Annotated in this window: 28 protein-coding genes; 7 read left to right on the top strand and 21 right to left on the bottom strand. The window is 65.8% G+C overall.

The features are described from left to right. Positions 1-45 precede the first annotated feature (45 nt). The 10 genes from AC1DSD_RS02155 to AC1DSD_RS02200 form a co-directional block, all read right to left on the bottom strand. The gene (locus AC1DSD_RS02155) at positions 46-438 is read right to left on the bottom strand and encodes a DUF6491 family protein (RefSeq protein WP_478028095.1); all 393 of its coding nucleotides are present in this window, start codon (positions 436-438) and stop codon (positions 46-48) included. A 4-nt stretch (positions 439-442) separates the two neighbouring features. Next, positions 443-865, bottom strand: coding sequence for a hypothetical protein (locus AC1DSD_RS02160; RefSeq protein ID WP_478028097.1), 423 nt, complete (start codon positions 863-865; stop codon positions 443-445). Positions 866-907: 42 nt separating this feature from the next. After that, on the bottom strand, positions 908-1,642 hold the full coding sequence (gene gloB / locus AC1DSD_RS02165; RefSeq protein WP_478028098.1) for a hydroxyacylglutathione hydrolase: 735 nt from the start codon (positions 1,640-1,642) through the stop codon (positions 908-910). Next, positions 1,639-2,694 carry an NAD(P)H-dependent flavin oxidoreductase gene (locus AC1DSD_RS02170; RefSeq protein WP_478028099.1) on the bottom strand — a complete coding sequence of 352 codons (1,056 nt, stop codon included), beginning with the start codon at positions 2,692-2,694 and terminating at the stop codon, positions 1,639-1,641. The genes gloB and AC1DSD_RS02170 overlap by 4 nt, the downstream gene beginning before the upstream one ends. A 4-nt stretch (positions 2,695-2,698) precedes the next feature. Continuing rightward, positions 2,699-3,148: a VOC family protein gene (locus tag AC1DSD_RS02175; protein ID WP_478028101.1), complete on the bottom strand. Its 450-nt coding sequence runs from the start codon at positions 3,146-3,148 to the stop codon at positions 2,699-2,701. Between the two features lie 261 nt (positions 3,149-3,409). Beyond that, positions 3,410-4,198: a tetratricopeptide repeat protein gene (locus AC1DSD_RS02180; protein WP_478028103.1), complete on the bottom strand. Its 789-nt coding sequence runs from the start codon at positions 4,196-4,198 to the stop codon at positions 3,410-3,412. Further along, the gene (locus tag AC1DSD_RS02185) at positions 4,195-4,917 is read right to left on the bottom strand and encodes an alpha/beta fold hydrolase (protein ID WP_478028104.1); all 723 of its coding nucleotides are present in this window, start codon (positions 4,915-4,917) and stop codon (positions 4,195-4,197) included. The genes AC1DSD_RS02180 and AC1DSD_RS02185 overlap by 4 nt, the downstream gene beginning before the upstream one ends. A 239-nt stretch (positions 4,918-5,156) precedes the next feature. Then, positions 5,157-6,062, bottom strand: coding sequence for an alpha/beta fold hydrolase (locus AC1DSD_RS02190; RefSeq protein WP_478028106.1), 906 nt, complete (start codon positions 6,060-6,062; stop codon positions 5,157-5,159). A gap of 3 nt (positions 6,063-6,065) precedes the next feature. Then, complete coding sequence (locus AC1DSD_RS02195) at positions 6,066-6,269, bottom strand: helix-turn-helix transcriptional regulator (protein ID WP_066592615.1); 204 nt, start codon at positions 6,267-6,269, stop codon at positions 6,066-6,068. Next, the gene (locus AC1DSD_RS02200; RefSeq protein ID WP_478028107.1) at positions 6,266-6,670 is read right to left on the bottom strand and encodes a hypothetical protein; all 405 of its coding nucleotides are present in this window, start codon (positions 6,668-6,670) and stop codon (positions 6,266-6,268) included. The genes AC1DSD_RS02195 and AC1DSD_RS02200 overlap by 4 nt, the downstream gene beginning before the upstream one ends. A 187-nt stretch (positions 6,671-6,857) precedes the next feature. Between AC1DSD_RS02200 and AC1DSD_RS02205 the strand changes: the two genes are divergently transcribed. Beyond that, positions 6,858-7,067, top strand: coding sequence for a hypothetical protein (locus AC1DSD_RS02205; protein WP_478028109.1), 210 nt, complete (start codon positions 6,858-6,860; stop codon positions 7,065-7,067). 174 nt (positions 7,068-7,241) lie between these two features. After that, positions 7,242-7,688: a hypothetical protein gene (locus AC1DSD_RS02210; protein ID WP_478028110.1), complete on the top strand. Its 447-nt coding sequence runs from the start codon at positions 7,242-7,244 to the stop codon at positions 7,686-7,688. 93 nt (positions 7,689-7,781) lie between these two features. On the opposite strand, the gene AC1DSD_RS02215 is transcribed toward AC1DSD_RS02210, so the two are convergent. Continuing rightward, the gene (locus AC1DSD_RS02215; protein WP_478028112.1) at positions 7,782-9,182 is read right to left on the bottom strand and encodes a UDP-N-acetylmuramate--L-alanine ligase; all 1,401 of its coding nucleotides are present in this window, start codon (positions 9,180-9,182) and stop codon (positions 7,782-7,784) included. Between the two features lie 56 nt (positions 9,183-9,238). On the opposite strand from AC1DSD_RS02215, the gene AC1DSD_RS02220 reads away from it, so the two are divergent. Both AC1DSD_RS02220 and AC1DSD_RS02225 read left to right on the top strand, forming a co-directional pair. Further along, positions 9,239-10,075 carry an LD-carboxypeptidase gene (locus AC1DSD_RS02220; protein WP_478028114.1) on the top strand — a complete coding sequence of 279 codons (837 nt, stop codon included), beginning with the start codon at positions 9,239-9,241 and terminating at the stop codon, positions 10,073-10,075. 96 nt (positions 10,076-10,171) lie between these two features. After that, a complete protein-coding gene (locus tag AC1DSD_RS02225; RefSeq protein WP_478028116.1) occupies positions 10,172-10,636 on the top strand; it encodes a hypothetical protein in 465 nt (154 codons plus the stop codon). 302 nt (positions 10,637-10,938) lie between these two features. Here AC1DSD_RS02225 and AC1DSD_RS02230 read toward each other — a convergent pair whose 3' ends face one another. Next, on the bottom strand, positions 10,939-11,283 hold the full coding sequence (locus AC1DSD_RS02230; RefSeq protein ID WP_478028117.1) for a hypothetical protein: 345 nt from the start codon (positions 11,281-11,283) through the stop codon (positions 10,939-10,941). Positions 11,284-11,605: 322 nt separating this feature from the next. On the opposite strand from AC1DSD_RS02230, the gene thrS reads away from it, so the two are divergent. Beyond that, positions 11,606-13,633, top strand: a complete 2,028-nt coding sequence (thrS, locus tag AC1DSD_RS02235) for a threonine--tRNA ligase (RefSeq protein ID WP_478028258.1) — start codon at positions 11,606-11,608, stop codon at positions 13,631-13,633. A 40-nt stretch (positions 13,634-13,673) separates the two neighbouring features. Here thrS and AC1DSD_RS02240 read toward each other — a convergent pair whose 3' ends face one another. Next, positions 13,674-14,489: a TorF family putative porin gene (locus tag AC1DSD_RS02240; RefSeq protein ID WP_478028119.1), complete on the bottom strand. Its 816-nt coding sequence runs from the start codon at positions 14,487-14,489 to the stop codon at positions 13,674-13,676. A 289-nt stretch (positions 14,490-14,778) separates the two neighbouring features. Between AC1DSD_RS02240 and infC the strand changes: the two genes are divergently transcribed. Then, the gene (infC, locus tag AC1DSD_RS02245) at positions 14,779-15,309 is read left to right on the top strand and encodes a translation initiation factor IF-3 (RefSeq protein ID WP_066808683.1); all 531 of its coding nucleotides are present in this window, start codon (positions 14,779-14,781) and stop codon (positions 15,307-15,309) included. A 252-nt stretch (positions 15,310-15,561) separates the two neighbouring features. On the opposite strand, the gene AC1DSD_RS02250 is transcribed toward infC, so the two are convergent. The 6 genes from AC1DSD_RS02250 to AC1DSD_RS02275 all read right to left on the bottom strand — a co-directional run bounded on the left by AC1DSD_RS02250 (position 15,562) and on the right by AC1DSD_RS02275 (position 22,149). Then, positions 15,562-16,794 (bottom strand): adenosylmethionine--8-amino-7-oxononanoate transaminase, encoded by a 1,233-nt coding sequence (locus AC1DSD_RS02250; RefSeq protein ID WP_478028121.1) that lies wholly within the window; start codon positions 16,792-16,794, stop codon positions 15,562-15,564. Further along, positions 16,791-17,414 carry a dethiobiotin synthase gene (bioD, locus tag AC1DSD_RS02255; RefSeq protein ID WP_478028123.1) on the bottom strand — a complete coding sequence of 208 codons (624 nt, stop codon included), beginning with the start codon at positions 17,412-17,414 and terminating at the stop codon, positions 16,791-16,793. The genes AC1DSD_RS02250 and bioD overlap by 4 nt, the downstream gene beginning before the upstream one ends. Beyond that, entirely contained in the window at positions 17,411-18,562 is a 1,152-nt protein-coding gene (locus tag AC1DSD_RS02260) for an 8-amino-7-oxononanoate synthase (protein WP_478028125.1), read from the bottom strand. The genes bioD and AC1DSD_RS02260 overlap by 4 nt, the downstream gene beginning before the upstream one ends. Further along, entirely contained in the window at positions 18,559-18,939 is a 381-nt protein-coding gene (locus tag AC1DSD_RS02265) for a VOC family protein (protein ID WP_478028127.1), read from the bottom strand. Before AC1DSD_RS02265 ends, AC1DSD_RS02260 begins: the two co-directional genes overlap by 4 nt. Before the next feature lie 14 nt (positions 18,940-18,953). Then, positions 18,954-21,701 (bottom strand): [protein-PII] uridylyltransferase, encoded by a 2,748-nt coding sequence (locus AC1DSD_RS02270; RefSeq protein ID WP_478028128.1) that lies wholly within the window; start codon positions 21,699-21,701, stop codon positions 18,954-18,956. 100 nt (positions 21,702-21,801) lie between these two features. Continuing rightward, a complete protein-coding gene (locus AC1DSD_RS02275) occupies positions 21,802-22,149 on the bottom strand; it encodes a helix-turn-helix domain-containing protein (protein WP_478028130.1) in 348 nt (115 codons plus the stop codon). Between the two features lie 183 nt (positions 22,150-22,332). On the opposite strand from AC1DSD_RS02275, the gene AC1DSD_RS02280 reads away from it, so the two are divergent. Further along, on the top strand, positions 22,333-23,301 hold the full coding sequence (locus AC1DSD_RS02280) for a hypothetical protein (protein WP_478028132.1): 969 nt from the start codon (positions 22,333-22,335) through the stop codon (positions 23,299-23,301). A 12-nt stretch (positions 23,302-23,313) separates the two neighbouring features. On the opposite strand, the gene AC1DSD_RS02285 is transcribed toward AC1DSD_RS02280, so the two are convergent. Together AC1DSD_RS02285 and mutS are read right to left on the bottom strand one after the other, a co-directional pair. Then, positions 23,314-23,649, bottom strand: coding sequence for a helix-turn-helix domain-containing protein (locus AC1DSD_RS02285; RefSeq protein WP_478028133.1), 336 nt, complete (start codon positions 23,647-23,649; stop codon positions 23,314-23,316). Positions 23,650-23,747: 98 nt separating this feature from the next. Further along, the gene (gene mutS, locus AC1DSD_RS02290; protein ID WP_478028260.1) at positions 23,748-26,327 is read right to left on the bottom strand and encodes a DNA mismatch repair protein MutS; all 2,580 of its coding nucleotides are present in this window, start codon (positions 26,325-26,327) and stop codon (positions 23,748-23,750) included. Between the last annotated feature and the right edge of the window lie 115 nt (positions 26,328-26,442).

A 26,442-nucleotide genomic window follows, 5' to 3' on the forward strand; every position in this document is an offset into this window, starting at 1 on the left:
TTGACGAGGGTGTCCGCCGGGATGACGGCTGGGAGGGAATCGACTCTACTTCGCCTTGGCCGGCTTGTCGTAGGGCGTGAACTTGCCCAACCGGCAGATCGCGCCGGGGATCGTCGTGCCGGGCGTCAGCGCGCGGAAATGGTCGTTGCGGCACAGTTGGGTGCCGAAGACGTCGACGATCAACGTGTCCATCGGCTTGAGGCCACGGCACTCCCCGATCAGGTCGTTACGCCAGATACGACGGCCCGATTCATGATAGATCAGCGTCTTTTCGTCGATGACTTGTGGGCCGTCGAGCCGCGAATGGTCGACGCAATCGACGGGCTTGCCCGCAATTCGTCCGGCAAGCGCGCTCTCTACGGTTTCCTGGCGCGGGGCGGCGGGTGCGGCGGCGCCGATCAGGCCGAGTGCGGCGATGGGGATCAATGCAATACGCATGGCGTCACTTCGCGCGATAGGTGGTGAACGATCCCAGCGCGCAGCTGCCCGACGGCATGTGCGATCCCTGCATCACCGTGCGCGCGATATCGCCGCGGCATAGCCGCCCGCTCGGCGATTTGGTGACCAGAATGTCGCCGCGTTCGACCGCTTCGCAGCCGCCGCCCGTGTCATTGACATATTTGAGCGATTTGCTGACGCTATAGACCAGGGTCCCGCCATAGGCCTTGAGCGACGAAGACTGATAACTGTACATACAGTCCGTGGTCTCGGTCGGCGTCAGCCCGGCGAGTTCCTTGCCCAGTGCCGCCTGGGTCGCGGCCTTGGCATCGGCGGCGCGCGCGGTCTCGGCGGGCGTCATCGCGCAGGACGACAGCGCGATTGCCGCTACGGACAACGACGCGAGCGGAAAGATACGGTTACGCATAAGCGGCTCCTTCGCATCCCCTCGGCCCGATCCTACACCGGTTCAGCCGCGGAATACATCCTTAGAGGCTCGCCTTTCGGCAAATTGTTCAATCGATTGTGCGCGCATGAACGGATTGGTGGCGCGTTCCAGCGCGATCGTCGTCGGCACCGTCGCCTCGCCACGCTCGCGCATCTTTTCCACCTCGCCCAGGCGATCGGCAATCGCGTCATTGTCGGGCTCGGCGACCCGCGCATAGCGGGCGTTCGACAGCGTATATTCGTGCGCACAATAGACCGATGTCTCGGGCGGCAAGTCGGCCAGCCGTTGCATATTGGCATACATCTGCTCAGCGGTGCCTTCGAACAAGCGGCCGCATCCCATCGCGAACAGCGTGTCGCCGGTGAAGACGGCGCCGTCATCGGCGAAATGATAAGTGATGTGTCCGGCGGTGTGCGCGGGGGTTTCGAGCACCGTGGCAGCGTGCGCGCCGAGCATCACGATATCGCCTTCCGCGACCAGCCGGTCGGCGGTCGGGATCTTCGCGGCTTCGGCGGCGGGCGCGATTACGGGCACGTTCCAACCGGCCTTCAAATCGGCGTTTCCGCCGGTGTGGTCAGGGTGCCAGTGCGTGTTCCAGATAGCGGTCAGCCGCCAGCCGCGTTCGACCAGCACAAGCTCAACGCCTGCAGCCTCGGCGGGATCGACCACCATCGTCTCGCCGCTGTCGGGATCGTGGACCAACCAGATGTAATTGTCGCTGAGCGCGGCAATGCGAACGATGTCGAGCTTGCTCATATCCTGCTTCCTTCCAGCGCCGCGGCGCCGAGCCTGGCGGTCAATTGTTCGGCGGGTTCGTCGCCCACCAGCCGGACGCCTTGCCCCGCCCATAACGGCGAATAGTCGCCGCGGCCCTCGGCTTCGGCCTTGGCGCGCAATTGCGCCAGCGCGGCACTGGCATAAGGGAAAGGCGGGGCAAGCTCGCTGACGGGGCCCAGCGCCTCGATCAGCCGGTTGTGCAACCCCCGCGCGAGCCCGCCGGAGAACAGGTTGGTGAAGACGCTATCCTCCGGCCCGGCCTCGGCCAACCGCCGGCGGTGCACCGCGCTGGTCGTCGCTTCGGGGGTGCGGAGATAGGCGGTACCGACCTGCACCGCCGCCGCGCCCGCCGCTGTCGCGCCCCGGGCGGCGCCGACATCGGCGATGCCGCCCGCCGCGATCACCGGCAGGTCCACGTCCTTCAGGATCTGCCGCACCAGCGCCAGCACGCCGATCGGACGATGGCCGATCAGGAAATGCCCGGCATGGCCGCCCGCTTCGAACCCCTGGGCGACGATCGCGTCGACCTTGGCGCCGGCGAGAAACTGCGCCTCCATCACATTGGTCGCATTGCCGAAGATCCTGGCGCCGGTCGCCCGGACGCGATCGAGCAGGTCGCGCTCGGGCAGGCCGAAATGGAAGCTGACGATCTCCGGCCGCACCGCCTCGATCACCTCGGCCATCGCCGCGTCGAACGGCTTGCGCAACACCGGTGGCTGGGCGGGTGGGGCGACCCCCTCCGCCTGGTAGAAGGGCGCGAGCGCCGCATGCCAGGCGCTCTCGTTCGGTTGCGGGCCGAGTTTGTGGCAGAAGAAATTGACGTTGAGCGGCCCCGTTGCCGCCGCCCGGATCGCTGCAACCTCGGCCGCGACCTGCTCGGGCGACAGCACCGCGCAGGCGAGCGATCCGACCGCGCCCGCCTTGAGCGCGGCGATCGCCAGCGCGCCGCCGGCGAAATTGGCCATCGGCGCTTGGACCAGCGGCAGCCGCGCGCCAGTCAGCGCCAGGAAGCGATCGGTCGCCGCACTCACCGGGTCACCATTCCCCCGTATTGGACATCGATGCCCAGGGCTCGGCCGGCTCGAGCACGCCGTTCTGGAGCAACTCGATCGAGATATTGTCGGGGGTGCGGACGAACGCCATGTGGCCGTCGCGCGGCGGACGGTTGATCGTCACGCCGGCGTCCATCAGCCGCTGGCAGGTCTCGTAGATATTGTCGACGCGATAGGCGAGGTGGCCGAAATTGCGCCCGCCCGAATAAAGCTCGGCCTCGCCGTCTTCGGGCGGCCAGTTATAGGTCAGCTCGACTTCGGCCTCGGCGCGCTGGCCGGGCTCGTTCATATCCTCGGGCGCGGCGAGGAAGATCAAGGTGAAGCGGCCCTTCTCATTGTCGAACCGGCGCACTTCCTTCAGCCCCAGCAATTCGAAGAACCGCACCGTCGCGTCCGGATCGCTGACCCGGATCATGGTGTGGAGATATTTCATCCTTCTTCTCCCTGCTGGTAGTGCAACGGGGAGATAGGGAAGCGGCTGCGGCGGCGCCAGTACGAGATGACGGTCAGGGCGATCGACATTCAGTTCTCCCCTCCCTGCTTGCAGGGAGGGGATTAAGGGGTGGGTTCAGCGTCGGGCGAGGCTCGATGCCTCGTCCGATGCTGTTTTGCGGTCGGCATTTGAGTCTTTGTGGGCGCGCAGACGCGCGCACCCACCCCCGGCCCCTCCCTAAAAGGGAGGGGAGTCCCGCGGTCAGGGTTTCTTGGCTGGCGCCGGGCTCGGAGCTGCCGGCGTTGCCGGTGCCGGCGTATCGAACTGGGCGAGCGCGGCGCGGGCATTGTCCGCGGTCGCGGTACCCGGCGCGAGCTTGGCCGCGGCCTGCCACGCCGTCCTCGCCGCATCGGCATCGCCCGACAAAGCGGCGATATTGCCGGCCTCGAGCTGGACCGAGGCATCGTCCGACGACAATTTCAGCGCCTCGGTGATATCGGTCTGGGCGCGCGGCAAGTCGTTCATCCGGCGCGCCAGCGTCGCCGACAACAGCCAGGCGAGCGGATCCTTGGGCGTCGCTTCCTGCGCGGCATCGATGTCGCCGCGCGCCGAGGCGAGGCGCCCGGCCGCGACCTGGGCGCGGGCGCGGTCGAGCAGCGCCTCACCACGGCCGAAATTGTCCAGCGTCCCGGCGGTGATCGCGGTGGTCAGCGCGGTCTGCGCCTTGACCGCGTCGCCCGCCGCCAGCCAGGCATTGCCGGCCTGCGCCCAATAACGCGCCGCCTGCGGATCGCGGGCCGCATCGGCATCGCGCGCCGCACCCTCGAACGCGGTCGCCGCGTCGCCCCAGCGCGATTCCTGCGCATAGGCCATGCCCTGGCATTGTCGCGCCTTGGCGCCGCCGCCGGCGATGCGGAAGCGATCGGCCTCGGCTTCGGCCGCCTTGGGATCGCTCGTCGCCAGGGAGACGCAGGCAGCGTAACGCTGGTCGTTCGGCGACAGCGGCGACGGGGTAGACCCGACCTGGAACATCAGCGGGAGCAGGATCATGAGTGCGGTGACAGTCCTTCGATCGTCCGGATCAGCAGCGCGATATCCTGGTCGCGCGACAACCGGTGGTCGCCGTCCTTGATCAAGGTCAGCTGCACATCGGCTGAACGGATCATCCGCGCCAGATGGACGGTGCGCTCATGCGGCACGTCGCGATCGCCCCAGCCGTGGAGGATGCGCACCGGGCAGTCGATCGCCAGCGTCGACGCGGTCAGGCGCGACGCCTCGCCCGACTGCCAGAAGCGGCTGGTATAGATGGTGGGCTGGTCCGAATAAGGCGACGGCCGCTCGAACTGGCCGTCCTGGAGCAGCTTCATCTTCTCCTCCATCGAGAAGCCCCAGTCGGTGAAGTCGGGCGCCGGCGCGATGCCGACCAACGCCGCGACCAACTCGGGATGGTCGCGCGCGATCATCAGCATGATCCAGCCGCCCATCGACGATCCGACCAGGATCGCCGGTTCGGCCAGCATGTCGAGCATCGCCAGCACGTCGTCGCGCCAGCCGGTCAGCGTCTGATCGGCGAAGTCCCCCTCGCTCGCGCCGCAGCCGCCATAATCGAAGCGCAGATAGGTCCGGCCGACTGCCTTCGCCCACTCCTCCAGCGCGACCGCCTTCGACCCGCTCATGTCGCTAGCATAACCGGGCAGGAAGACTACCGGCGGCCCTTTGCCGACGGTCAGATGATAAGCGAGCGCGGGGCGGGCAGGGGTATCGGTCATGGGGAGGGCTGTAGGGGGAGGGCGGGCAAACAAAAAGCCCCTCCCACGAAGTAGGAGGGGTGAATTAGGGCTCCCCTCCCTGCTTGCAGGGAGGGGATTAAGGGGTGGGTTTAGCGTCGGGCGAGGCTCGATGCCTCGTCCGACGCTGTTTTGGTGGTCGATCAATGCGTCTTTTTAGGCGCGCAGACGCGCGCACCCACCCCCAGCCCCTCCCTGCAAGCAGGGAGGGGAGATAGAGGTCACCCAACAAACGCCATCAGCGTCTTCAAAAACACCGCCGGCTGGTCGAGCATGATGAAATGCGCGCTGTCGGGCACCTCGACCAACGTCGCGTGCGGTGCATCCTTATAGGCGGCGGTGTAAAGCGGCTCGGCCGCCGCCTTGGGCAATGCCGGGGAGGTCGGGTAGAGCATCGTGATCGGGGTCGCGATCTTGCCCATGTCGCCGCGCAGGTCGGTGATCATGTCCTCATACATCGCCTCGGCCGAGACGCGCGCGTCGGTCTGGCCCATCCAGCCCGCGACCTTGGCCTGGGCCTCGGGGCGCAGCGCGAACCGCGCCGCCATCGCCTGGTTCGCCGCCGGGTTGGGCTTGCCATAGCTCGCCGTGAAGCGGTCGCGCATCGCCGCCGCTTGCGGCTTGACCGTATCAACCGTCGCGCCCGGGCCGAACAACATGCCGTACCAGGGCAGCGAGTCGACGATCATCAGCTTGCCGACGTCGCCGGGCTGCGCCTTGGCCAGCATCAGCCCGACCAGTCCGCCCATCGAATGGCCGACCACCGCCGCGCCCTGCAGCTTTTGCTTGGCGATGTAGGTGTGGAGATCGCCGACGATCCCGTCGAGCACGCCCGGCTTGAGATTGGTGCCGGCATCGTCGCCGGCAAAGCCGTTGACCTGGACCAGGATGACGCGGTGCGACTTGGCGAGATCGGGCACCACGCCGTCCCACACCGCGCGCGGCGAGGACAGGCCGGGGATCAGGATCACCGGCGATCCCTTGCCGGTCTCGGTGATGGAGATGTGGTCCATCCGAGCCTCGGCGGTGCCGCTCGCGGCGGCGGGGGCGCAATGGCCGATATTGGGCTGGAGGATCGCGAGCGGCGCGAGGACGGCAACCGCGAAACGGAGAGCGAAGTGGTTCATGGTTCAGGCTTCCTTTGACGGAGAAACGAAGATGTCTTCGATGGCGAGCTCGAACAGCTCGGCGATCTTGAAGGCGAGGGGGAGTGAGGGGTCGTAGCGGCCGGTCTCGATCGCGTTGACGCTTTGCCGGCTGACTTCGAGCTTGTCGGCAAGGTCGCCCTGGCTCCAGTTGCGCTCGGCGCGCAGCACCTTGAGGCGGTTGTTCATTGACCTCTTCCCATCGTCAGCCGGTTGGCAAAGTTGCCGAGGCCGAGCCCGCCGAACCACAGGACCGAGACCCAATAGACCTCGATATGGCTGACCAGTTCGAAGCTTTCGAGAAAGCCCCACACGGTCGCGATCGAGAGCGAGAAGCCCGACGCCCAGAGCGTCTGGCGGACCATCAGCATGCGGACATATTCGTCCTGCTCCTCGACCAGATATAGCCCGATCGCCGCGAAGATGCCGATGATCGGAAGCGCGGGCAGGATCGCCACGATCCAGGCGAAGGCGCCGCTCACCAGATGATGTTTGAACCCATAAACCGCGCCGATCAGGAACGCGGAATAGATCAGGCTGAGGACGATGACCCGTTTGTTGTAGCGCCAACCGGCGGGGCTCATGATCATGTAAAGTCTCCTTTCGAATCGGTAAAGGGAGCTTTACAGTAAAGCGTGCTTGTCAGTCAAGGGTGCTTTACAAAACAGGCGACCGCTGTGGTGGCTAGGGTGTCCCGCTCTGCGACGGCATGACGGTGGAGTGGCTATATCGAAAGTGATATGAAGCCGATTGGATCGCCTTGGGGGGAGAACGGGCGTGGAGTCGGTATTGCTGTTCATATTGGCGATCGGTGCCGTGGCGGGGGCGGCGATCTTGGTTATGCGCGCTGTTCAGCAACCGCAGCGCCGCAAACGCCGCCGTGAACGCGCCGCGCGCCATGCCGCCAATGTGCGGCTGTGGAACAGATTGTTCGCGCGTCACGATCGGCGCTTGCTGACGGACCAACGCGACGCCGGGAACGGGTAGAAACCCGGGCGCCGGCGGCTCAGGGGCGCTTTACAAAAAAAGCGTGTGCCTTGGTTCGCTCTCCAGGCGGGCGAGCGGTAGATTGACGTGAGCAGCTTGAGATGGTTTCATTTTGCCGTCGTTAGTGCACGATTCGACGTGCAGGGCAGGGGGAAAGAAATGAAGCTATATTTGATGGGCGCACTGATGGGTGCGCTGTTATTTGCCGTGCCCGCTCAGGCGGAAACGGTGCTGCCTGCGGACACGACCGTGACCGTGGCTCCGGTTGCCGACATCACGTCGAAGAAGATGAAGGAAGGCGACGAGGCGTCATTCCAAGTCGTCAACGACGTGGTCGAAAAAGGGGTGGTCGTCATTCCGCGCGGCGCCGCTGTGAAAGGCAAGATCACCTGGCGGACCGGCAAGGGAATCGGCGGCAAGTCGGCGAAGTTCGAAGTCGCGTTCCAGACCGTTACCGTCGGCGGGCGTACCTATGCGCTGAAAGGCAAGCACCGTCAGGAAGGCAAAGGTAACACCGTCGCCGCCCTGCTGGGATCGATGCTGATCAGCGGCCACTCCGCCGTGATGTTGCAGGGTCAGGCCGTGCCGGCGCTGACGGCTGAGCCGATCACCGTTCAGTAATTTCGACTGAGCGAGATACCGGGCGGCGCGTGGGGACACCCGCGCGCCGCTCTTTCTTTGCGGCCTATCGAGCGGTGCGCCGCTTACGCAACCTCAGCTACCCGCGATCTTCGCCAATATATCGCCCGCGAGCAGGCTCAGCGTGTCGTCACGCGCGCCCATCACCACCACGCGGTCGCCGGGTCGGGCGATCCCCGCGATCCTGTCCGCCGCTTCGGCGCGATCGGCGATGTGGCTGGCGTTGCGGCCGGCCGCCTGGATATCGGCGACGATGTCGGCGCTGGTCACTTCGCGCGTGACGGTGCCACCATAATAAGCCGGATCGGGCAGGATCAGGACGTCGTCCTGCTTCAACCCATCGGCAAAGGCGGCGACGAGTTCGCGGCGCATCGTCTTGAGCGGACCGTAACCGTGCGGTTGGAACAGCACGATCAGCCGGCCGGGAAAGGCATGGAGCGTCGTCAGCGTCGCGGCGATCTTGTCGGGATTGTGCCCGAAATCGTCGAGCACAGCGATGCCGTTGGTTTCGCCGACCAGTTCGAAGCGGCGGCGCAGCCCGGTGAATCCGCCGATCGCGACCGCTGCATCCTCGAACGAGATGCCGGCCGCGTGGCATGCGGCGATCGCGGCGAGCGCGTTGGCGATGTTGTGGCGCCCCGGCACCTGGAGTTCGACCGCGACCGGATCTTGCCCGCGCGCGACGAGCTGGAAATTGGCGCCATAGGGCTCTTCGACAATGTCGGTCGCCATGATCTCGGCGTCGGCCTTGAGCGCGACCCCGATCACGCGATTGGCGGGCAAGGTTCCGGCCAGCCGCGCCCCATCCTCGTTATCGAGATTGACGATTGCGATCTCGGATTTGGCGATGAAGTCGCCGAACAATTGGTTGAGCTCGTCGAGGCTCTTGTGATCGAGGCTGACATTGTTGAGCACCGCGATGCGCGGCGCGAACAAGGCGATCGAGCCGTCGCTTTCGTCGACTTCGCTGACGAAGGCGTCGCCGCCGCCGACCAGCGCGCTGGCGAAGGCCGCGTTGGGCGTGGCGAAATTCTTCATCACCGCGCCGTTCATCACCGACGGATCGCGGCGCAGCGCATGGAGGATCCAGCCGATCATCCCGGTCACGGTGGACTTGCCGCTGGTGCCGGCGACGCCGATCGGCATCGTGCTGGCGTTGAACAGATCGGCAAGCATTTCCGCGCGCGTACGGCGCGGGCAATCGAGCCGTTCCGCGGCGATCATATCGGGCACGGTCGGCTCGATCGCCGCCGAGGCGATGACGATCTGATCGGGCGAGGTGATGCCGCTGCCATCCTGCGGGAACAGGGTGACGCCCAGGTCGCGCAGATAGTCGAACTTGGCGGGCAGCCGCGCCTGGTCGAGGCTGCGGTCCGATCCCGCGACGGTCGCGCCGCGCGCCGCCAGGATCATCGCCAGCGGCATCATGCCCGATCCGCCGATCCCGACGAAGAAACAGGGTTTGCTCATATCCATCGCGCCGGGCTATCCCCGCTTTCACGGACGACGGCAAGAACGGGACGGCAGGGCACATGAAAATTGCGGTGATGGCGCCCGCCAACCGGGTCGACGAACATTCGCTCGACGCGCTGCCGGCAATCGCCGCCGAATACGATGTCGAATTGGTGATCGATCCGCAAAGCTGGGCCTCGGGTGGCGGCCATACCTGGGCGGGCCCGGATCAGCTGCGCGCCGACACTTTCCTCAAATATGCCAACGATCCCAGTGTCCATGCGGTCTGGTTCGCGCGCGGCGGCTATGGGTCGAACCGGCTGTTCCCGCTGATCTTCCCGCACCTCGAAGACGCCGCCAAGCGCAAATCCTATATCGGTTATTCGGACATGGGGTTCATGCTCGGCGCGCTCTACGCGCACAAGATCGGCAAGCCGATCCACGGCCCGATGCCGATCGACGTCACGCGCAACGACAATGGCGCCTCGGTCCGGCGGACATTGGGCTGGCTGGTCCATGGCGACAAAGCGGGACTCGATCCCGGGATCATCGGTTCGGGGCGCCCGGCGGCGGCGTTCAACCTGTCGATCCTGGACGCAATGATCGGCACGCCGTGGCTGCCCGATCTGACCGATCACGATCTGCTGGTCGAGGAAGTCAGCGAGCATCTCTATCGCGTCGACCGGATGATGTTCCACGTCGCCAATTCGACCCAGTTGGCGGGGATCGCCTCATTGCGCGTCGGCTCGATCACCTTGCCGCCCGCCGACGGTCAGGCCGATTTCGGGCACAATCCCGACCAGATCGCCTGGGACTGGAGCAAGATCATGAAGGTCCCGTATGAGGGTCGCGCGCTGATCGGGCATGACAGCAACAACCATGTCGTGCCGTTCGGCCAGGTCATATCCCGGGGATAATCGTACCCATATTGGCCACATCCGTTGAACTACGTAGTTCTCCAAAGCCTTTGCTAACCAATTCCGGTTAGCGATCGGGTGATCGAGAGGTCCCCGATGCCGCAGACGCTGGAAGAATATCACGCCAAGATCGAACGCATGATGGCCGAAGGCGAGGCCTGGCTGATCGCGCGCGACGCGGGGAGCGAAGAGCTGATCAAGCGGCGCATCGCCGATTCCGCTTTGGTCCTCGCCTCCTACCAATTGTTCGTCCACCGCGAGGTGTTCGCACCGATGCTGGAGCGTGCCGACGCCAGCACGCGTGCGCGGGTCAACGAGCTCAAGGTCGAGTGTATCGCACTGACCGAGGATCTGCGCTTCAACGTCCGCGAACTCATGGCGCGCGCCGCCGACGCGCCGCTCGACTGGGACGGGGTTGCCGCCGGGGTTGCCTGGTTCAACGGCCGCGTCCGCGCGCATATCGCCCAGGTGCGCCAAATGATGGCACCCGATTTGAGCGACGATGACCATGCGCGGTTGCGCGCACATCGCAACGACATTGTCGGTGCTCAGGCCGCCTGATCGGCCTAGGGTCCGTATTCAATTACCACGAGGATCGTGATTGCCCGCAGGAGCCCGCCGACTAGGAGCGCAGCGCAGACGCGTAGCTTAAAGCTACGCGCAAGCAAGCGACGACGCTCGGCGGGCTCCTGCGGGCAACCGCACAGCGGCGGGCCGATTTTGCCGCCCGGACGTCGTCGCGCGTCGGTCACGATGCTACAAGCATCGCTCCCTCCTTGCTCCTCGCCGGACACCAAAATCGGCTCCGTCACGACCTCGTGGTAATTGAATACGGACCCTAACGGCTCAGCCAGCCGCCATGGTCATGCGCTAGCGCCGGGACGTATTTCGGCACCGCCGACCACGCGGTGATGCTCGACATATTCGGGTCGGGTGAGCAGGAAGCGGTCGTCCTCCGGATAGTAGCGCGCGCGGTCGATATCCTCGCCGGCAAACGCCGCGATCGCATCGATCGACTCCCACCAACTGAGCGTGGTGACCTCGCTTTCGCCGTTGCCAAGCGTGCGGACCAGCATCTGCGCGCCGAGATTGCCCGGCGTCGCGCGGTAATCGTCGAGCCCAGTGCCGGCGATATAGGCGACATAGTCCGCCTCATCGTCGGTACGGATGCGCGCCGACCAGCGGCGCAGGATGACGGTCTTGTCCATCGGGCGATCCTCCTGCGCATGCTTTAGCGGCGATCCGCCGTCTGCATGAATCGAAGCTCGGAAGGCGATGATAAGGGGTGTTTATCGAGGGGGTGGCGATGTTTACGAACTCGCCCTATATCCCCGGCCATGAACCGCGCGTTCCCCACGACTACCACCACTACCCCGGGTTTCCGGGGGGTGTTCGGCGCGCGCGACTGACGCTCTCGCCGATCGCCTCGCCCGGGAACGGGTGAGGTCGGCGTCCGCTCCCCCGTTCCAGTCTTTCCCTCGGACGCTGCCCGGTGCATAGGCGCGCCAACTGACAGGAACGACCATGGAAATGCTCTCGATCACGCTCCCCGACGGCTCGGTTCGCGAGGTCGCGCCCGGCACGACCCCGGCCGATATCGCCGCCGCGATCGGCCCCGGTTTGGCCAAGGCGGCGATCGCCGCGCGCGTCGACGGCGAATTGCGCGACATTATGCGGCCCTTCGAGGGCAATGCCCAACTCGCGCTTGTGACATCCAGGGACGAGAAGGACGCGCTCGAACTCGCGCGCCACGATTTCGCGCATGTCCTGGCCGAGGCGGTGCAGAATCTGTTCCCGGGCACGCAGATCACCTTCGGCCCGGCGACCGATGACGGCTTCTATTACGACTTCGCGCCGACCCCCGAGCATGGACCGTTCACCGAGGAAGAGCTTCCCGCGATCGAGGCCGAAATGCGCGCCATTATCGCGCGCGACGAGCCGCTGATCCGCGAAGTGTGGAGCCGCGCCGATCTGATCGCGCGCTGGAAGGCGCAGGGCGAGACGTTCAAGGCCGAATGGGCCGCCGAACTGCCCGAGGGCGAGGAACTGACGGTCTACAAGGCCGGCAATCGCCCCGATGCGTGGCTCGACATGTGCCGCGGTCCGCATCTCGCCTCGACCGGCAAGCTCGATCCCCAGGCATTCAAGTTGACCCGCGTGTCGGGCGCCTATTGGCGCGGCGATCAGAATAACGCGATGCTCTCGCGCATCTATGGCACGGGCTGGCTCAACAAGAAGCAGCTCGATGCGCACATGGTGATGCTCGAGGAAGCGGCCAAGCGCGACCACCGCAAGATCGGGCAGGAGATGGACCTGTTCCACCTCCAGGCCGAAGCGCATGGATCGGTGTTCTGGCACCCCAAGGGCTATATGATCTGGCGCGAGCTCGAAGCCTATATGCGCCGCCGGCTCGACGCCGCGGGCTATGAGGAAGTGAAGACGCCGCAGGTGATGGACGCCCGCCAATGGGAAAAGTCCGGCCATTGGGGCAAATATCGCGAGAACATGTTCGTCATCCCCGATGAGGTGCCGAACATCGACGACGAGGGGCCTTTGGTCTCTGACGACGCGCAATGGATGGCGCTCAAGCCGATGAACTGCCCGGCGCACATCCTGATCTTCCGCCAGGGGATCAAATCGTATCGCGACCTGCCGATCCGCATGGCCGAATTCGGCTGCTGCCACCGCAACGAGCCGCACGGGGCGCTGCACGGCATCATGCGCGTGCGCCAGTTCACCCAGGACGATGCACATATCTTCGTCCGCGCCGACCAGTTGGTGGGCGAAGTCGCGGCGTTCATCGACTTGCTCGATATCGTCTACAAGGACCTGGGCTTCGACAAATATGCGATCAAGCTCGCATTGCGTCCTGACAAGCGCTTCGGCAGCGAAGAGATGTGGGACTGGTCCGAACAATCGCTACGTGACGCGGTGGCGGCGACGGGCCGCAACACCGAGGAATTCGGCTGGGAGGAATTGCCGGGCGAGGGGGCCTTCTACGCGCCCAAGCTCGAATTCCATCTGACCGATGCGATCGGGCGCACATGGCAGGTCGGCACGATCCAGACCGACACGGTGCTGCCCGAGCGGCTCGACGCGAGCTATGTCGGCGACGATGGCGAACGTCATCGCCCGATCATGCTTCATCGCGCGATCCTGGGCAGTTTCGAGCGCTTCATCGGCATCCTGATCGAGCATCACGCCGGGCGTTTCCCGCTCTGGCTGGCGCCGACCCAGGTGGTGGTGGCGACGATCGTGTCCGACGCCGACGATTATGCCGAACAGGTCGCGGCCGAGCTGCGCAAGGCGGGGCTGCGAGTCGAAACCGATCTGCGCAACGAGAAGATCAACTACAAGGTGCGCGAGCACAGCCTGGCCAAGGTCCCGAACCTGCTCGTCGTCGGCAAGCGCGAAGCCGACGAAGGCACGGTGGCGCTGCGCCAGCTGGGCAGCGATCGCCAGCAGGTGCTGACCTTGGCCGCGGTGATCGGACAATTGCAGCGCGCCGCGATGCCGCCCGACCTCGCCGTCGCGGCGGAGGCCGAGGCACAGGCCTGATTCGAACGGCGGGCGGCGGCTTTTCGCCGCCCGTTTGTTTTCAGAAGGCGGCGCTGACCGAAAACACCGCGGTGGCATCGGCGATCGACGACCCGTTCTTGGTCGAGGCGAAATTGGGCAGCAGATAAGCCGACCTCGCCTTGCTGATATCGGTATCGACATACGACACACCCAGCGTGACCGGGCCGATCACGTAGTCGACCCCGAGCGACCAGTCGAAATATTCGCCGGTCGGGGCGACGCTGGTGCCGTTGGGCCCGAGTCCGGGATTGCCGTTGGAATGGCCGAGATGCGCCTTGGCGGTCAGCGGGGTCTTGGGAATACCGACGCTGGCATCGCCCCAGAGGTAGAGATTGTCCTGCGCCCGGCCCCGGCTCTCAGGCGTGTTGGAGAAATTGCCCAGCGCCTTCTGCTTCGGCGCATAAGCGATACCGGCGAGCAGATTGGCCGGTCCGATCGTGGTGCTAAGCTTGACATAAGGTTCGGCGAAATCGGTCGTGTCGGCGCCACCGGGGTACATGTACCAGGTCAGGCCGACGTCGATATTGGTGCCGCTGGCGATCGGCTTCTTGATCCCGGCAAACAGGTCGAGTTCCAGGTTGGCGCCGCCGAACGTGCCCCAGCCGGAAAGGTTCGAGGCCCAGGCGCCGGCATAGACGCCGCTTTCGTGCGTGACGGTGACGCCGCCCTGCAACGCAGCATGCTTGTCGGTCTGCGACACGCCGCGGAAACGATAGTCGGACACCAGGGCGACATTGGCCGACACGGTGACCGGCTTGGGCGGCTCTTCCTGCGCGGCGGCAGGCATGGCGGCCAGCAACGGCGCCGCCGCGATGGCGGCGAGGCGATAGATCATGGAACATTCCCCTGTGCGATGAGGTGAACGTTCCTCCTGCGGCCGCCCGGCAGGGTCTTCTATGGCGAGACCGAGTCCCGGCGGCGGCTTCTGACTATCGCCCCCGCATTGCCGTAATCGTGCGCAATCGTGAGGAAATGTTGCCGCCGGCGTGGATTGCGCCGATCGCGAACCGCTATTCCCGATCATAAATGCCTAGTTTTGCTGTCGCGGCTTTTAAATCCGTCGGCAAAATTCTATATCAGGCACCTCACAACCCAAAGGAGCAGTACCTATCCGTCCTCCCACGATGCGCCGACCAAACCAGGCGCCGCCGATGAACGGCCCCCGATTCAACGAATGGATCCAGTCGCCCAAGGTTCGAGTGATCGACCATGAAGGCGAGAATCTGGGTGTTATGTACACCAAAGAGGCGATGGAGCAGGCCCAAGGGCTTGGTCTCGACCTCGTCGAAGTGTCGCCCAACGCAGATCCGCCCGTGGCCAAGTTCCTCGATGTCGGCAAGTTCAAGTACGAGGCGCAGAAGAAGGCCAACCTCGCTCGCAAGAGCCAGAAGACGCAGGAGATCAAGGAGATCAAGATGCGTCCGAACATCGACGATCATGATTATGAGACGAAGATGAAGGCCATCCACAAATTCATCGGTGAGGGCGACAAGGTCAAGGTGACGCTCCGCTTCCGCGGTCGCGAGCTGAGCCATGGCCAGCTCGGCATGAACCTGTTGAAGCGCGTGCAGGATGACACCGCCGAGGACGCGAAGGTCGAAAGCTATCCGCGCATGGAAGGCCGTCAGATGCTGATGGTGCTCTCGCCGAAGTAGGGCTCGGTGTGGCGGAATAGCGTCGCTATTCCGCGCCCGGCACCGAGCCCGGCCGGCGGCGCCGCAGGCGCCGGCCGACGGCGCGAATTCACTTCGCGCCGGCTCCGGCGCCCCAACTACCGACGTCACCCCGGGCTTGTCCCGGGGGCCAACGGGCGGCAAGCGCTGGACAACAGGCTCCAGCTATTCCCTAATCTGCACGTTGGATGCCGGAACAAGTCCGGCATGACGGGTGAGAGGGCGGAACGTCGCTCAATCCGCCGTCGCAATCGCCTCGTAAACCGTATCCAATTCCGCATCGTCGATGCAGTAAGGCGGCATTACGTACACCGTGTTGCCGAGCGGTCGCAGCAGCACGTCGCGCTCGCGAAAATGCTTCAGCAAGCGCGGCCCGATCGCGGCGAGATAGCCGCCGTCGCCCACCGGCACTTCCATCGCTGCGATGGACCCGATCCGCCGCTTTCCCGTGACGCCGCTCAGCGCATCGAGTCGCGCCTGCTGCCGCGCGCCCAGATCGGCGATCCGCTGTAGCACCGGCTCGTCGCGCCAGATCTCCAGATTGGCGACCGCCGCAGCGCAGGCGATGGGGTTGGCGGTGTAGCTCGATGAGTGGAAGAACATCTTGGCGCGATCGTCGGACAGATGCGCGTCAAAGATCGGCCGCGTCGCCATCGTCACCGCGAGCGGGACCGCGCCGCCGGTCAACCCCTTCGACAAGCACAAAATGTCCGGCACGACATCGGCTTGTTCGCAGGCCAGCAGAGTGCCGGTGCGACCCCAGGCGGTCATCACCTCGTCGGCGATGAACAGCACGTCGTGCCGCGCACAGATTGCGCGCATCTCGGCCAGGACGTGCGCCGGATAGATCAGCATCCCGCCGGCGCCGAGGATCAGCGGCTCGACAATGAACGCCGCGGGATGCTCGCGGCATGCCGTCTCCAGCGCGTCGAGCGTCACCTGTTCATGACCTTCGGCGGGAAAGGGGATCGTGCCGACATCGAACAGCAATGGCGCATAGGCCCGGTTGAATACCCCGCGCGCGCCGACCGACATCGCGCCGATCGTGTCGCCGTGATAGCTATGCTCCAACACCAGAATGCGGTGCCGCGCCTCGCCGCGATTGGTCCAGAACCCGAGCGCCATCTTGAGCGCGACCTCGACGCTGGTCGATCCGCTGTCCGAATAGAAGACGCGGGTGAGCGCGGGGGGCATGATCGCGGTCAGCCCGCGCGCCAGCGTCTCGGCCGGCTCGTGCGTCCAGCCGGCATAGATGATCTGGTCGAGCTTTTGCGTCTGCGCGGCGATCGCGGCCATGATGCGCGGATGGCAATGGCCGTGCGTCGTCACCCACCAGGACGAGATGGCATCGATCACGCGTCGGCCGTCGGCGGTGTGGAGCACCGCACCTTCGGCATGCGTCACCAGCGGGATCGGCTCGCCTAGGCCATGCTGGGTGAAGGGGTGCCAGACTGGCGAACCGCTCATCGGAAATCGGCCAGATCGAAATTGGCGGCGAAGGCTGCGGCCAGCGCACCGGGGTCGAGCGGGTCGAGCATCGGCAGGCGGCCAAGCCGTTTGACCCCGCCCATATCCGCGATCGTCGCTTCGCTATCCTCGACAGCATCGCCGACAAAGGCCACCCCGCGAATATCGACCTTGCGTGCGCGCAACGCTTCAATCGCGGCCAGGCTGTGGCTGATCGTGCCGAGCGACGTCGCGGCGACGAGCACCACCGGCAGCTGCCAGCGCGCCATCACGTCCGCGAACGTCGCCTGTCGCGTGAAAGGCACCAGCACGCCGCCGGCGCCTTCGATCACTAAGGGCCGGTCGCACCGCGGTGGTTCGAGCGCGTCCACATCGATCGTCACACCATCGATCTCCGCCGCGCGGTGTGGCGAGCAGGGGGTGGTCAGACGATAGGCTTCGGGCAGCAGACGCGCGGCCGGCAGGCCCGACAATCGTCCGACTCGCTCCAGGTCGCTGCCATCGTCGAGCCCGGCCTGGACCGGCTTCCAATAGCAGCCGTCGAGCGCGGCGGTGAGCGCGGCGGCGAACACTGTCTTGCCGATATCGGTGCCGGTGGCAGTGACGACGATCGCAGTCACAATGCCTCTTTCAGCGCCTGGGCGAGCGCATCGATCGTCGCGGCATCGACGTTGAGCGTGATCGACAGTCGTAGCCGCGCAGTGCCGACAGGGACGGTCGGCGGGCGGATGCCACGTACGTCGAAACCCTGTGCCTGGAGATGCCCGGCAATCTCCATCGTCCGCGCGTCATCGCCGATGATCACCGGCATGATCGGCGACCCGCTGGCAAGCGCGCCGAGCGGGACGAGGCGATCGTGCGCGTGGCGCACCAGGCCATCGAGCGTGGCGATCCGTTCCGGTTCGCGCTCGAGCAAAGCGAGGGCACCGCGCACCGCCGCGGCCATCAGTGGGGAGGGCGCGGTCGAGAAGATGAAGCCGCGGGCGCGGTTAATCAGGGTATCGCATACTGCGCGAGAGGCGCAGACCAACGCGCCCTCAGCCCCCAGCGCCTTGCCGCAGGTGCGCAAGGTAATGAGGTTGCCGCGGCCTTCCCATTCGGCGGCGAGCCCGCGCCCGACCGGTCCGAACACGCCGGTCGCATGCGCCTCGTCGACAATCAGCACGGCATCCTCGCGGTCGGCGATCGCCACCAGATCGCCGAGCGGGGCGCGGTCGCCATCCATCGAATAGAGGCTCTCGACCGCGATCCATGGCCGGCCGCGGCCGCCCTCGCGCCGCCATTGCGCGATTGCATCGGCGACGGCGTCGGCATCGTTGTGCCTGGCCGATACGCGCGCGGCGCGGCCGAGCCGCATGCCATCATGCGCGCTGGCATGGATCAATTCGTCATGGACGACGAGGTCGTCGGCGCCGGGCAAAGCCGCGAACAATCCGCCATTGGCGGCGAAGCCGGTGCTGAAATAGAGCGCGGCCTCGCTACCGAACCAGCGCGCTGCCTCCGCTTCGAGCGCTTCATGCTCCTCGTGATTGCCGCGCAACAGACGCGATCCGCCCGCGCCGATCGGTACGCCCCGCGCCAGCGCGTCGGCGACGATCGCCCGCATTTCGGGCGACCCGGCGAGGCCGAGATAGTCGTTCGAGGCGAAATCGTGGCCGGTCCGGGCGGCCAGCGCACGCCGGCGATGGCGGCGGGTCAGCGCATCGAGATCGTCTTTAAGCCTTGCTTGGAACGCGGCGCCGGGCGGTTGGGGATCGGATAGACTCAAGCCGGCGCTTCCCACAATTCGATCGGATTGCCCTCGGGATCATGGATACGCGCGAAACGCCCGGTTTCGGGCGAGTCCCATTCCGGTTTCACGATCACGTCGATCCCACTGGCGTTCAATTGCTCGAGCAGGCCGTCGAGGTCGTTGACGCGGAAATTGAGCATGAACTGATGGTCGGTCGCCCAATAATCGGTATCCGCCTTGAACGGCGCGAATACCATCGGACCGCCCTGTACTTTCCAGGTCCATTCTTCCGGCGGCCCGGTATCCTCCGCCGCGCAACCCGCGCCAATGCCGAGATGCTCGCGATACCATGCGTTGAGCGCGTCGGGATCCTTTGCGCGGAAGAATATTCCACCAACTCCGAGTACCGGCATTGTGTTCTCCTCTGTCAGGCCGCCTCGGCGGCCATCTCTCCCATCGCGGCATCGACCAGCCGGCGTTCGAGTGTCTTGACCCGTGCCGGCGCCTCGATCTTGTCGCCGGTCAGGTCGGTTACATAGAAAGTATCGACCGCGCGCTCGCCATAGGTCGCGACATGCGCCGAGTGGATTGTCACTTTCGACTGGAACAGCGCCTGGGCGAGTTGGTGCAGCAAGGCAGGGCGATCGCGCGCATTGACCTCGATCACGGTGAAGCGGTTCGAGGCATGGTTGTCGACGAAGGCCGCGGGATTGATGTCGAACGCCTCGGCGCGCGGACGCGGTAGTGGCTTCGCCTTGAGGCGGTCGCTGAGCTTGTTGCGATTGGCCAGCGCATCCTCGATCGCGCGTCGCAATCGGGTCAGCTGGGCGGAATCATCGAACGGGCGGCCGAGCGGATCCTGGACCAGGAAATTATCGATCGCCATGCCGTCGCGGGTCGTATGGATCCGCGCGTCGATGATGTTGCCGCCCGCCACGCTGATCGCACCGGCGATGCGGTAGAATAACCCCGGATGGTCGGCGGCGTAGATGGTGACCAGCGTCGCGCCGCGATCCGCATCGACCTGGCTGGCGATCGATAACGGCTCGTCGCCGGCCTCGGCCATCAGCTTCAGATTGGCGATCAGCGCATGGTCGGGTTCCGCCACCCAATAGGATTCGGGCAGGCGCTTGACGACCGACGCGAAGGTCTTGTCGTCCCAGCCGAGCGCGGCGGCGACCGCGTACTGCTTGGCCGCGACGCGTTCGCTCCGTCCCTTCTGCTTGTGGCCCAGCCTGAGCACTTCTTCCGCCGCTTCATAGAGGTCAGTGAGGAGCTGGCGTTTCCAGCCATTCCAAACGCCGGGACCGACCGCGCGGATATCGACCACCGTCAGCGTCAACAGCAAGCGCAGCCGCTCCGGGCTCTGCACTGCCTCGCAGAAATCGAGGATCGTCTTGAAGTCGGACAGGTCGCGCTTGAACGCGGTCGCCGACATCAGCAGATGATAGCGGACCAGCCAGGCGACCGTCTCGGTCTCGGCCGCGGTCATCCCGAAGCGCGGGCACAGCCGCTGCGCGACTTCGGCGCCGAGCACCGAATGATCGCCGCCGCGCCCTTTGGCGATATCGTGCAGCAGCACCGCGACATAGAGGACGCGGCGCGACGCGATCTGCTTCATGATCGCGTGGCTGAGTGGATGATCTTCGGTCAGGTCGCCGCGTTCGATCCGGCTCAACAGCCCGATCGCGTGGATGGTATGCTCGTCGACCGTATAATGATGGTACATGTCGAACTGCATTTGCGCGACGACGCGGCCGAAATCGGGTACGAAACGGCCGAACACCCCGGCCTCGTTCATCCAGCGCAACGTGGTCTCGGGATTGTGGCGGCTGGTCAGCACCTCGAGGAACAAGGCGTTCGCTTCGGGGTCGCGGCGAATGTCGTCGGCCAGCTTCGCGTCGCGCGCGGCGGCGCGCATCGCCAGCGGATGGATTTCGAGACCGTGACGGTCGGCCAGCACGAACATCTCGATCAATCGGCTGGGTTTCTGGGCGAGGAAATCCTCGTCGGGTAGCGCCAGCCGACCACGGTCGAGCACGAAGCCGTTGAGTTTGCTCGGGCGGCGGCGCAGCACCGGCAGGCCGAAGCGTCGCCCGCGCGCCGCGAATTTATCGTCGAGATGCGCCAGAAAGACCCCGGTCAGGTCGCCGACCGCCTTCGCCTGCAGGAAATAATAATGCATGAAGCGCTCGACCTTGGACTTGCCCGGCCGGTCGGCGAAGCGCATCCGCTCGGCGATCTCGCGCTGCATGTCGAAGGTCAGACGGTCTTCGGCCCGCCGCGACAGCGAATGGAGGTGGCAGCGCACCGCCCATAGGAAATTGTCGGCGCGGTGGAACTGGGCATATTCGGCGCGGGTGAACAGCCCGACATCGACCAGTTGCGCGGCGTTCTGGACGTTATAGGCATATTTGCCGATCCAGAAGAGCGCGTGCAGATCGCGCAATCCGCCTTTGCCTTCTTTGACATTGGGTTCGACCACGTACCGCGTGTCGCCCATGCGTTTATGGCGCAAGTCGCGCTCGGCGAGCTTCTCGGTGATGAACACGCGCGCGGTATCCGACTGGACCTCCGCCTTGAAGCGGCGCGCGGCCTCGTCGTAAAGGTCCTGGTCGCCCCAGACATAGCGCGCCTCGAGCAAAGCAGTGCGGACCGTGACGTCGCCCTTTGCCTGGCGGACCATATCGTCGAGGCTGCGGGTCGACTGGCCGACCTTCAGCCCCAGATCCCACAAGGCATAGAGCATCGATTCGACGACTTGCTCGTGCCAGGGCGTTTCCTTCCACGGCGTCAGGAAACCGATATCGACGTCCGAATGCGGCGCCATCTCGCCGCGGCCATAGCCGCCGACCGCTATCAGGGTCAGGCGCTCGGCGGCGGTCGGGTTGCTCAGCCGATAGAGCCGCTCGACGGTGAAATCGTAGAGCAGGCGCAGAATCTGGTCGATCAGGAACGCCTGGCTGGCCGCGATCTCCAGCCCGCGCGACGGGTGTTCGAGCAGCCGGCGCTCGATCTCGGCGCGGCCCGATTGCAGCGCCTGTTTGAGCAGAGCGGTCGCCGCGTGGCGGAGCTTGGTACGGTCGTCGCCCTCCAGCGCCTTGAGCGCATCGGCCAATATGCGGCGATCGATGATCGCGCGGCGGTGGGGCAGGCTGTCGAAGCGTGCGGGCATGACCCGGCGATAGTCGCGAACGCACGCGGCGTCACGCGTGGTTATGGCCTAGAATTTGTTTCAGCAAAGCTGAAACGGTAACGGTGCCGGGCCACTCCCTCTAGCGGCCGTGCTGCAGCCCCTCGGCGGTCCAGCCGAGATCGAAGCGTTCGCGATCGGCGAAGAACGCGGAGATCTCGCCGCGCAGGCAGTCGGTGATCCAAGGCAGCGGTAGGCCGACGGCACGAGCGTAGTTGCGGGCGAATCCAAGCGCATAGACCGGGGCGGAGAAACCGTCGAAGCGCGCCTGCTCGATCGCTTCGAGATGGCGCACCGCCATCCGGGTCACGTCGGCGACCTCGGCCAGCGACAATCCCAATTGCTCACGCGCCGACCGCAACGCCCGACCGACCGCATCCGCGGACAGGACCGGCATGTTGCGGTCGAGTTCCTCTCCAAACAAATCCATCAGAAGCCCCCCGACTCGATCGGAGGATCGCACCATTGTGCCGCTACCGCAACGACGCTGATTGGCCAGGACTGCTTTGCGGCTGACAAAGCGTCCGAATTTGGGTCGCTCAGATGGTTTGCGGCGCGGTAATCTTACTGTAATGGCTTGGCAGGGCGCCTCTTTTGGTGCGGGGTGGGAATTATGAACCTTGAGCCGCCGGTAACGCCGGAACGGACACAATCGCGGCTGGCTTCGCGCCTGCTGGTGGAAACGCAGCTAACCAGCCTGGTCAGGGCGATCGCTATCGTACGCAAACTTGCCGGCGGGTCGTTCGTGTTCGATCGCGGCATCTTCTTCCTGGCGATATTGCGTGCCAGCGGCGACGTGCTGGCCGATTGGCCCAATGCGCCGCGTAGCCAGGCCGATAGTGGCGGCATCAGCATCAACGCGCTGTCGCAGTCGCTGCACCGCCCGTTCGAAACCGTCCGCCGCCATGTCAACGCGCTAATCGAAGCTGGATTGTGCGCGCGCACGAATAATGGCGTGGTGATCCCGATTGCATTGCGCGACGATCCCGATGTCGCGGCATTGCTGGTCCATCTGCACGATTCGCTGGTCTGGCTGGCCGACGAATTCCACGCCTTCGACATGCCGCTCCCGCGTACCGCGACAGTCGATCAGCCCTATCGCGCCGACATCACGCTGGCGGCGTCGATCGACCTGGCACTGGGCGCGTTCGACAATGTCGGCTTGTTCGTGTCGGACTGGCTGGAACTCGCCATCGTCGGAGCGGTGCTGGTCGCGAGCGTGCGGCGGATCACGCTCGATAGCGAATTGGCGCGTCGTTATTCGGAAACCGCTACCTTCGTGCCGATCGAGCAGCGCGATCCGGTTTCCGCGGCGGCGATCTCGCGCGCGCTGACGATCCCCTATTCGACGGTACGACGCCAGATCCTGGCGACGGTCGCGGCTGGCAAGCTGGTCGAGCGCGGACGCGGCGTGCTGCTGTCCGACGATTTGCTGGCCGGGCCTGGAGCCGCGATCATGGGGGCCACGGCGACGATGCGGACCGCGGCGCTGTTCGGACGACTGGTGCCCGGCGGCTTCCCGTTCAACGACCCCAAAAGCGCTTATGTTGCGGGACGGCCGGCGCTGGTCGATTTCAGCTGAGGCACATCGGAATCACGTGATCGGTAACGAGGAGACGGCGATCCGTGCCAGTTCGGCGGCAAGGGTCAGCGCCACCCACCGTTCAGGCAGTTTGACGACCCGGGCATAAGCACGTGCCGCCGCGATCGTCGCGCCGGCGCCAGGCAGTCGGCCGAAATCCGAATTCTCGATCGCACTGACGATCTGCAGGTCGGTGCCGGCCCGGCGCGCCACGTCATCCAGCGACAAACCCATCCTCAACCGGCCGCGCCACAAGGCTTCGCCGATCTGGCTGGGCGCGGAAATGGCCCTTCCCTCCATTTTCGCGGCCAGATGATCTGGTGCCGGACCGCGTTTATCGCGATCCATCGAATCCCCTCCTGTCCCCGAGGCGATCTCTGCCACAGTTCGGAAATGGCCGCAACGGACCGAACGCCCGACTTGACAGCTATTGTGCCAATCTGACCCTAAGCGTCGTGCGCTAGCCGTTTCAGGCGATACAGCACGTCCAGCGCCTCACGCGGGCTGAGCGCGTCGACATCGAGGCTGTCGAGTTCGGCACGGACGGCGTCGCATTCCTCTTCCTCCGCCTCGATCGCGGCGGCGAATAGCGGCAGGTCGTCGAGTCCCGCAGCAAGCCCCCCAGTCTTGGCGCGGCCCGCCTCGAGCTTGGCCAGCACCGCCTTGGCACGCGCGACCGTGGCCGGCGGCAGCCCGGCGAGGCGCGCCACCGCGAGGCCGTAGGAACGGTCGGCGGGTCCCTCGGAGACTTCGTGGAGCAGGACCAGATCGCCTTTCCATTCGCGCGCGCGGACATGGTGAAGGCTCAGTGCATCACAGCGTTCGGCAAGCCGCGTCAGCTCGTGATAATGCGTCGCGAACAGGCAGCGGCAGCGATTGTCTTCATGGATCGCCTCGACCACTGCCCAGGCAATGGCTAGGCCGTCATAGGTCGACGTACCGCGCCCGACTTCGTCGAGGATGACGAAGCTGCGCGGCGTGGCTTGCGCCAGGATCGCGGCGGTCTCGACCATTTCGACCATGAAGGTCGACCGCCCGCGCGCGAGATTGTCCGACGCGCCGACGCGGCTGAACAATTTGTCGACCAGCCCGAGTTCGGCGCGTGCGGCGGGGACATAGCTGCCCGCCTGGGCGAGTACCGCGATCAGCGCGTTCTGGCGGAGGAAAGTCGACTTGCCGCCCATGTTCGGGCCGGTGACCAGCCACAGCCGCGAGGTTTCGGAAAGCACGCAATCATTGGCGACGAAGCGTTCGCCGCTGCGCTGGACGGCGGCCTCGACCACCGGGTGGCGCCCGCCTTCGACCTCGAAACAGGCATGATCGACCAAGCTGGGCCGAGCCCAGCCGTCCTCGGCGGCGCGCTCGGCCAGCCCGGCCGCAACGTCGAGCCGCGCCAGCGCGTCGGCGGTCGCGGCGATCGCCTCGCGACCGGCGAGCGCGGTCTGGGTCAGTTCCTCGAGATGCGCCGCCTCGGCGGCAAGCGCATGGCTGCCGGCCTGGGTGACCTTCATCGCCAGTTCGTGGAGTTCGGGCGCGTTGAAGCGGACGACGCCGGCCAGCGTCTGGCGATGGGTGAACCCGCTGTCGGGTGCCATCAGCGGATCGGCGGTCTTGGCGGGAACCTCGACATGATAGCCGAGCACGCCGTTATGACGGATTTTGAGCGCGCTCGTGCCGGTGCGGTTGCGATATTCCGCCTCGAGCGCAGCGATCGCGCGGCGGCCGCCGGCGCCGATATCGCGCAGATCGTCGAGCTCGGCGTCATACCCTTCGGCGATATAGCCGCCGTCGGACGCGTCGATCGGCGGTGAGGGGACGAGCGCGCGCTTGAGCAGGTCGATCAGCGCCCCGTGGCCGCGAAGCCGAGGCACGATGTCCTGGAGCAATGGCGGCGGCGCATCGAGCGCGTCGACCCGCTCACCGAGCAACCAGGCACCATCGAGGCCGTCGCGCAACTGTCCAAGATCGCGCGGGCCGCCGCGGCCGGCGACCAGACGTCCCAGCGCGCGGCCGATATCGGGCAGGCTGCGCAAGGTCGCGCGCAGGCTTTCGCGCAAGGCGCCGTCGTCGTGCAACCGCTGGACGAGGTCGAGCCGCGCCTCGATCGCCGCGCGGTCCATCAGCGGCGCGCCGATATCCCCGGCAAGCAACCGCGCGCCGGCGCCGGTCACGGTCCGATCGACCGCGTCGAGCAGGCTGCCCTTACGCTGGCCGGTCTGGGTCTGGGTGAGTTCCAGGCTGTCGCGCGTCGCGGCGTCGATCGCCATCGCTTCGCCGGCATTGCCGATCCGAGGCGGCCGCAGGAACGGCAGCGAGCCTTTCGCCGTATGGTCGAGATAGGCGACCAACCCGCCGGCCGCGGCCATGCCGGCGCGGCTCAATTGTCCGAAGCCGTCAAGCGTGGCGACACCATAAACCCGCTTCAACCGCGTTTCGGCGGCGGTCGAATCGAACTCGCCGCGCGGGCGCAGCACGGTGGCATAATGTCCAAACGCGCTGCCTTCGCTCGCCAGCACTTCGGCCGCGTTCAGCCGCGCAAGTTCGGCGGACAAGCCGCCGGCATCGGTTTCGACCAATTCGAACCGCCCGGTCGAAACGTCGGCGGCGGCGACAGCGATGCCGCCCGCCGCTTCGCCGATCGCGACGCACCAATTGGCGGTGCGGGAATCGAGCAGGGCTTCCTCGGTCAGGGTGCCGGCAGTCACCACGCGGATGATCGCCCGCGCGACCAAGGCCTTGGAGCCGCCGCGCTTCTTGGCCTCGGCCGGGGTCTCGGTCTGGTCGGCGATGGCGACGCGGTGGCCGGCCTTGATCAGCCGTTGCAGATAACCGACCGCGGCATGCGCCGGCACACCGCACATCGGGATCTTCTCCCCGTCATGCTCGCCGCGCGCGGTCAGGGCGATGTCGAGCACGGCGCTGGCGATTTTCGCGTCTTCGAAGAACAATTCGAAGAAATCGCCCATCCGGTAGAAGAGCAGGCAATCTCCAGCCTCCGCCTTCAAGGCGAGATACTGGGCCATCATCGGGGTCGGGGCGGCGTCAGCCATTGGCGTCGGTTAGCCCAGCCGATCTGCGGCGCAAATCCCGCTTTCGCCCTTTGCTGTGGGTAAAGTGTGCGGATTCCCGCCCGGCGGGCAG

Source organism: Sphingomonas sp. P4_D12 (assembly GCF_056401895.1).

Coding starts and splice junctions, on each gene's coding strand:
- AC1DSD_RS02200 (WP_478028107.1), bottom strand. CDS start 6,670: ATGATCATGAGCCCCGCCGGTTGGCGCTACAACAAACGGGTCATCGTC.
- AC1DSD_RS02185 (WP_478028104.1), bottom strand. CDS start 4,917: ATGACCGATACCCCTGCCCGCCCCGCGCTCGCTTATCATCTGACCGTC.
- AC1DSD_RS02180 (WP_478028103.1), bottom strand. CDS start 4,198: ATGATCCTGCTCCCGCTGATGTTCCAGGTCGGGTCTACCCCGTCGCCG.
- AC1DSD_RS02240 (WP_478028119.1), bottom strand. CDS start 14,489: ATGATCTATCGCCTCGCCGCCATCGCGGCGGCGCCGTTGCTGGCCGCC.
- AC1DSD_RS02265 (WP_478028127.1), bottom strand. CDS start 18,939: ATGCCGGTACTCGGAGTTGGTGGAATATTCTTCCGCGCAAAGGATCCC.
- AC1DSD_RS02225 (WP_478028116.1), top strand. CDS start 10,172: ATGCCGCAGACGCTGGAAGAATATCACGCCAAGATCGAACGCATGATG.
- AC1DSD_RS02195 (WP_066592615.1), bottom strand. CDS start 6,269: ATGAACAACCGCCTCAAGGTGCTGCGCGCCGAGCGCAACTGGAGCCAG.
- gloB (WP_478028098.1), bottom strand. CDS start 1,642: ATGAGCAAGCTCGACATCGTTCGCATTGCCGCGCTCAGCGACAATTAC.
- AC1DSD_RS02220 (WP_478028114.1), top strand. CDS start 9,239: ATGAAAATTGCGGTGATGGCGCCCGCCAACCGGGTCGACGAACATTCG.
- AC1DSD_RS02280 (WP_478028132.1), top strand. CDS start 22,333: ATGAACCTTGAGCCGCCGGTAACGCCGGAACGGACACAATCGCGGCTG.
- mutS (WP_478028260.1), bottom strand. CDS start 26,327: ATGATGGCCCAGTATCTCGCCTTGAAGGCGGAGGCTGGAGATTGCCTG.
- thrS (WP_478028258.1), top strand. CDS start 11,606: ATGCTCTCGATCACGCTCCCCGACGGCTCGGTTCGCGAGGTCGCGCCC.
- AC1DSD_RS02160 (WP_478028097.1), bottom strand. CDS start 865: ATGCGTAACCGTATCTTTCCGCTCGCGTCGTTGTCCGTAGCGGCAATC.
- AC1DSD_RS02230 (WP_478028117.1), bottom strand. CDS start 11,283: ATGGACAAGACCGTCATCCTGCGCCGCTGGTCGGCGCGCATCCGTACC.
- infC (WP_066808683.1), top strand. CDS start 14,779: ATGCGCCGACCAAACCAGGCGCCGCCGATGAACGGCCCCCGATTCAAC.
- AC1DSD_RS02190 (WP_478028106.1), bottom strand. CDS start 6,062: ATGAACCACTTCGCTCTCCGTTTCGCGGTTGCCGTCCTCGCGCCGCTC.
- AC1DSD_RS02210 (WP_478028110.1), top strand. CDS start 7,242: ATGGGCGCACTGATGGGTGCGCTGTTATTTGCCGTGCCCGCTCAGGCG.
- AC1DSD_RS02175 (WP_478028101.1), bottom strand. CDS start 3,148: ATGAAATATCTCCACACCATGATCCGGGTCAGCGATCCGGACGCGACG.
- AC1DSD_RS02250 (WP_478028121.1), bottom strand. CDS start 16,794: ATGAGCGGTTCGCCAGTCTGGCACCCCTTCACCCAGCATGGCCTAGGC.
- AC1DSD_RS02285 (WP_478028133.1), bottom strand. CDS start 23,649: ATGGATCGCGATAAACGCGGTCCGGCACCAGATCATCTGGCCGCGAAA.
- AC1DSD_RS02275 (WP_478028130.1), bottom strand. CDS start 22,149: ATGGATTTGTTTGGAGAGGAACTCGACCGCAACATGCCGGTCCTGTCC.
- AC1DSD_RS02215 (WP_478028112.1), bottom strand. CDS start 9,182: ATGGATATGAGCAAACCCTGTTTCTTCGTCGGGATCGGCGGATCGGGC.
- AC1DSD_RS02155 (WP_478028095.1), bottom strand. CDS start 438: ATGCGTATTGCATTGATCCCCATCGCCGCACTCGGCCTGATCGGCGCC.
- AC1DSD_RS02270 (WP_478028128.1), bottom strand. CDS start 21,701: ATGCCCGCACGCTTCGACAGCCTGCCCCACCGCCGCGCGATCATCGAT.